The sequence below is a fragment of the Haloferax profundi genome, from assembly GCF_001469865.1.
Classification (GTDB): Archaea; Halobacteriota; Halobacteria; order Halobacteriales; family Haloferacaceae; genus Haloferax; species Haloferax profundi.
This window is the reverse complement of sequence record NZ_LOPV01000535.1, coordinates 1-333: the sequence shown is the minus strand read 5'-3', so window position 1 is coordinate 333 and position 333 is coordinate 1. Positions and strand designations below refer to the sequence as shown.

1 pseudogene is annotated in these 333 nt (G+C 54.1%); it reads left to right on the top strand.

The features are described from left to right. Nucleotides 1-333, top strand: a pseudogene (locus tag AUR66_RS22880) (hypothetical protein); the annotation flags it as partial.

Sequence of the window (333 nt, the reverse complement as noted above, 5' to 3'; positions counted from 1 at the left end):
ATCGACACCGACGAGCTTGATTTCACGACGACCGACCGACTCGCCGAACTCACGCTCCAAGGACGAACCTACGAAGTGGAAACCGCGCCGATACGAGACCGGCGAAATGAACAGGTCGGTCACACCATCTTACTGTACGACGTAACTGAACGGATACGTCGCGAAGAGGAACTTCGTACCCAACGTGACAGGTTTCGGCAACTCGAAGATATCAACACAGTCATCCGCAACGTGAATCAGGTGTTGGTCAGCTCGACCACTGTTGATGAGCTTCAGTGGGCTGTGGTAGAAACGCTCGCTACACCCGGGTTGTACGATGACGTCTGGTTCAGT